The sequence below is a fragment of the Thiothrix sp. genome (assembly GCF_028714775.1).
Lineage (GTDB): Bacteria > Pseudomonadota > Gammaproteobacteria > Thiotrichales > Thiotrichaceae > Thiothrix.
Genome location: NZ_JAQTLS010000063.1, coordinates 1 through 3,351 on the forward strand (window position 1 = coordinate 1; position 3,351 = coordinate 3,351).

At 49.4% G+C, this 3,351-nt stretch carries 6 protein-coding genes and 1 pseudogene; 2 read left to right on the plus strand and 5 right to left on the minus strand.

All coding sequences use genetic code 11. The annotated features are described in order from the left end of the window. Positions 1–7 precede the first annotated feature (7 nt). Entirely contained in the window at positions 8–241 is a 234-nt protein-coding gene (locus tag PHE17_RS21520; RefSeq protein ID WP_301017984.1) for an addiction module protein, read from the minus strand. Here PHE17_RS21520 and PHE17_RS21525 point away from each other — a divergent pair. Both PHE17_RS21525 and PHE17_RS21530 read left to right on the plus strand, forming a co-directional pair. After that, a complete protein-coding gene (locus PHE17_RS21525; protein WP_301017985.1) occupies positions 240–737 on the plus strand; it encodes a transposase in 498 nt (165 codons plus the stop codon). The two genes, PHE17_RS21520 and PHE17_RS21525, sit on opposite strands and share 2 nt — an antisense overlap. Before the next feature lie 2 nt (positions 738–739). Beyond that, a pseudogene (locus PHE17_RS21530) lies at positions 740–1,021 on the plus strand (transposase); the annotation flags it as partial. A 20-nt stretch (positions 1,022–1,041) separates the two neighbouring features. Here the strand turns inward: PHE17_RS21530 and PHE17_RS21535 are convergent. The 4 genes from PHE17_RS21535 to PHE17_RS21550 all read right to left on the minus strand — a co-directional run. Continuing rightward, positions 1,042–1,377 (minus strand): hypothetical protein, encoded by a 336-nt coding sequence (locus PHE17_RS21535; protein ID WP_301017986.1) that lies wholly within the window; start codon positions 1,375–1,377, stop codon positions 1,042–1,044. A gap of 771 nt (positions 1,378–2,148) precedes the next feature. Next, positions 2,149–2,340, minus strand: coding sequence for a hypothetical protein (locus PHE17_RS21540; RefSeq protein WP_301017987.1), 192 nt, complete (start codon positions 2,338–2,340; stop codon positions 2,149–2,151). Between the two features lie 13 nt (positions 2,341–2,353). Then, the gene (locus PHE17_RS21545) at positions 2,354–3,061 is read right to left on the minus strand and encodes a hypothetical protein (protein WP_301017988.1); all 708 of its coding nucleotides are present in this window, start codon (positions 3,059–3,061) and stop codon (positions 2,354–2,356) included. A 103-nt stretch (positions 3,062–3,164) separates the two neighbouring features. Then, positions 3,165–3,351: hypothetical protein (locus PHE17_RS21550; protein ID WP_301017989.1), on the minus strand; the 187-nt coding region annotated here is incomplete at its 5' end.

Consider the following 3,351-nt stretch of genomic DNA (forward strand, 5'->3'; position numbering starts at 1 on the left):
GAAAATTTCAGGCGCTACGCCATGAGCCATCTTTGAGCCGTGATTTCACTTGATCCCAGGAATAACCTGCTTCTGGGTTTGCCTCAAATTCCGCCAAGCGTGTTTCAAGCTCGGCTTTGAGAGCAGGAGAAACTTTCACGGCTTCAGGTATTGCCGCAACACTATCCCAGATAAGCTCAACGAGACGGATGCGTTCCTGTACCGGCAGCTCAAGAATGTCAGTGATAGAAATGTTGTTCATGCGCAACATTCTACCCCTTTTCGTGAAACACGCTCGTGGAGCTGAGGGACGCGCCGCAGGTGCATCCCAGCCCCCGAAGGGGGCGAACTCGAGCACAGGGTTACCCGGCATCGGTGATACCACTGTCGCCAAGGTGCTGGCTTATGCGGGCGATGTGCGGCGGTTTGCCAATGCAAAGGCACTGGCGGCTTTCATCGGCGTCACACCACGACAACGTTTGTCGGGTAGTTCCGTCAAAGGCAAGACGATAATGAGCCGCGCCGGACACAGCGAGTTGCGCCGCGCGCTGTACATACCCGGCTTGGTAGACAGGCGGCACAACCCGGTACTTAAAATGTTCGGTGATAGATTGAGTACTACGGGCTTAGCCCCCAAGGCTGTGGTGGGGGCAGTCATGCGCAAGCTGGCGCATTTGATTTACGGGGTGATTAAATCAGGGCAACCGTTTGATGCAAAATTCAATCATTCAGCACTTGCATTTCAAGACGGTATCTGACCCCGTTATTTTTGTTGGACGGACTCAAGGCCCACAGGTCGAAGCTGGTGCGAGAATACCTCGACAGCATCAACGGATATGTCCAGATCGCCTTCCTGCCGCCCTATGCGCCCGACCTGAATCCGGTCGAATATCTGTGGGCTTGGCTCAAGCGTCACGCCTTGGCGAATTTCTGCCTAGACAACATCGGGGAGTTGCAATTGACCGCACGCAACAAGCTCAAAAGTGCTCAACATCGGCCAACGATTATCGCTGCATGTTGGCAACAGGCCGGATTGTGGTGATGTCATGATTTATGTAAAGCTCAATAAGCAAGTACTGCTCTCTTCGAATTGGCTTGATCGTAGTCGCCACCATAAACATCTACATAGACCAAGCGCGATATGTCCATTTCGTTTCCCCATACTTTGAATTGAAGTTTTTTCTTGCCAACAACCTGGGTGGATACGGTGCCCGGATGTTGTGGAACGGCTTTCTGGTGCATCACTACTAGCAGCCGATCTCCAGAATCTGAAACATTGTGTGTTTCATCAAGTGCCGTTGTCGCGCTGTTGCTGACCTCAGCGACCACGTTAACGAATATTGATCCTTCAGCCATCCTGTTGGCTTCTACTTGGATAATCTTTGGGAACTTTGCCATTGCTGATCTCCATTAAAACTCTATGAATGAGGGGCTGCGCGTTTTTGCGCAGTCCCTGTCGAATGCAGTACGTCAGTACGTATTCACCCCGTGACAAGAACAGCAGCTAAATACGTGCCAACGTGGATTGACACAGTTGGATGCTGCACACCAAAAACAGTCGTACACAACCCAATCAGATGGACATCTTGGATCACCTGCTGAGGCATCGCAGTTTCCTGCGCCGGGTATGCCACCTTCCCCTTTCCTCTGCTCGTCAATACCTTGGGCATACTGTTCCATTTCAGTTTTTGTGGCGCCCTCACGAATTATTCTTCCCTTTGGCATAACATTTCTCCTCATGTTGTTAAAGTTGAGATGGCTATCTACTCGTAATGCATTCCTTCGCTTTAGCCAGAGGCGAGGAACAAATATGGCCTAACGTTTTCGAGTTGAGGGGCGGATTGCCCGCGGTGTCTGCGGGGAAGTGCATGCGCGCTTGTTCGGGCAATGCGTCCCCTCGAATGAGGCGTTGGCGCAGATTGACGTGCTCCGCAACCACCGACTCTTGCTAAGTGATGCCTCCCCATTTCGGCTCCCCTTTGCGCAATGGCTGAAAAAATCAGCCCGGAAAAACTTGTCATATGGCGCGGAACGCAGTTCACGTTGCCACATAACTGAAATCGTTGATGCGGACAACGTGAACTGCGTTCCGCTCAATATCATGTTTTTAGCTCCGTAAAAATCCCGCAACTTTCTTGCTACCGCTGCACTCGAACTCTATACGGCTTGTTAAGCCGTGACTAATATAAGATGGTCAATATGTATTGCGACCTCGGAATAGCCCCCGCTTGCGTCTGCCAACTTGAGAACAACCAAGTCGTCATTGATCTTATTGACCGTCGCTTTTACCGAGGTAGTGCCAATCAAAAAATAGGCATCTTTACCATTTAAGGATGCAATAGCATTGCGGAATGTGCTCATGATTTCTCCTTGCTTAGTAGCATTTGTTGAAATTTACTGTGCATTGAGCCTTTTCTTTTTCATTCGATCCTGCTTTCCCCAAACACTCAACAAACTCTTTATTGCAGGCATCTCGAATCGCACCACTGGCAGCTGTGGCTGCGTTACCCAGCAATTTTGGATCAAGCTTACCTGTGGCTACAGCGCCAGCGATGGCGGCAGTCGTTTCAGCTTTCTTTTTGTCAGTTTCGATGAGGCCAGTAATCTGCTTTAAAATTTCAGTGTGAGCCGCGTTAACTTGAGCTCCAGTTATCCAGTTGTTGGATGCAGCCTCGCAAGTGCGATATAAGAATTCTCTTGCCAATAGTACTGTTTGAGTTCTTCCTGCTAATTCCAGCGCAGTTGTGCTGGTTTGAAGATCGTTGTTTAGTGCTACTTTGTTGCCGGCTGATGCTGATTTTCCGCCACCTCCGTTTATTGTTGATGATGTGTCTGAAGTTATGCCTGTAATCAATTTAAATGTATCTGACATGGCCACATCTGGCCCAGGCTCCGCGCAGCTAATAAAGCTCCCTGCTGATGTTTTATTCGTCATTGTTCTAAGTTGTGCGGGCATGGTGACTATCTCACCGGATGTAGTTGTTACCCTTGTGGGGGCAAGTTCAGCAGTTTTTTGTGCCAGCATGCTGCCACATCCAGTCAGCAGGCCTGCAATTGAAAGTGAAGCCAATAACTTTTTCATATCTACTCTCCCTAAAAAGACGACTGCCTAACGTAAAGTAGACGGCAAAAACGCCGTATATTCTGGCAGCAGTTGCCGTATAAGCTGGAATATTATTACCGCCTCATTGATTCTGAAATGTTATGCAAAAGCTAACATGGCGGCCACTCTCCAGAAAAACGGCGCTTACCTTATTTCCCCGTCCAAGAAACAGGAGGATTCCCAATACATCAACACGCAATTTAGCAGCAAACTCCCTCCCGCGCCATAGACCAAAATGCATAGACAATCGGCTGGGCGCAGCCACAAAG

What these genes read in the sequence shown, in the direction of transcription:
- PHE17_RS21525 (WP_301017985.1), top strand. Translation starts at nt 240, where the DNA reads ATGCGCAACATTCTACCCCTTTTCGTGAAACACGCTCGTGGAGCTGAG.
- PHE17_RS21520 (WP_301017984.1), bottom strand. Translation starts at nt 241, where the DNA reads ATGAACAACATTTCTATCACTGACATTCTTGAGCTGCCGGTACAGGAA.
- PHE17_RS21535 (WP_301017986.1), bottom strand. Translation starts at nt 1,377, where the DNA reads ATGGCAAAGTTCCCAAAGATTATCCAAGTAGAAGCCAACAGGATGGCT.
- PHE17_RS21540 (WP_301017987.1), bottom strand. Translation starts at nt 2,340, where the DNA reads ATGAGCACATTCCGCAATGCTATTGCATCCTTAAATGGTAAAGATGCC.
- PHE17_RS21545 (WP_301017988.1), bottom strand. Translation starts at nt 3,061, where the DNA reads ATGAAAAAGTTATTGGCTTCACTTTCAATTGCAGGCCTGCTGACTGGA.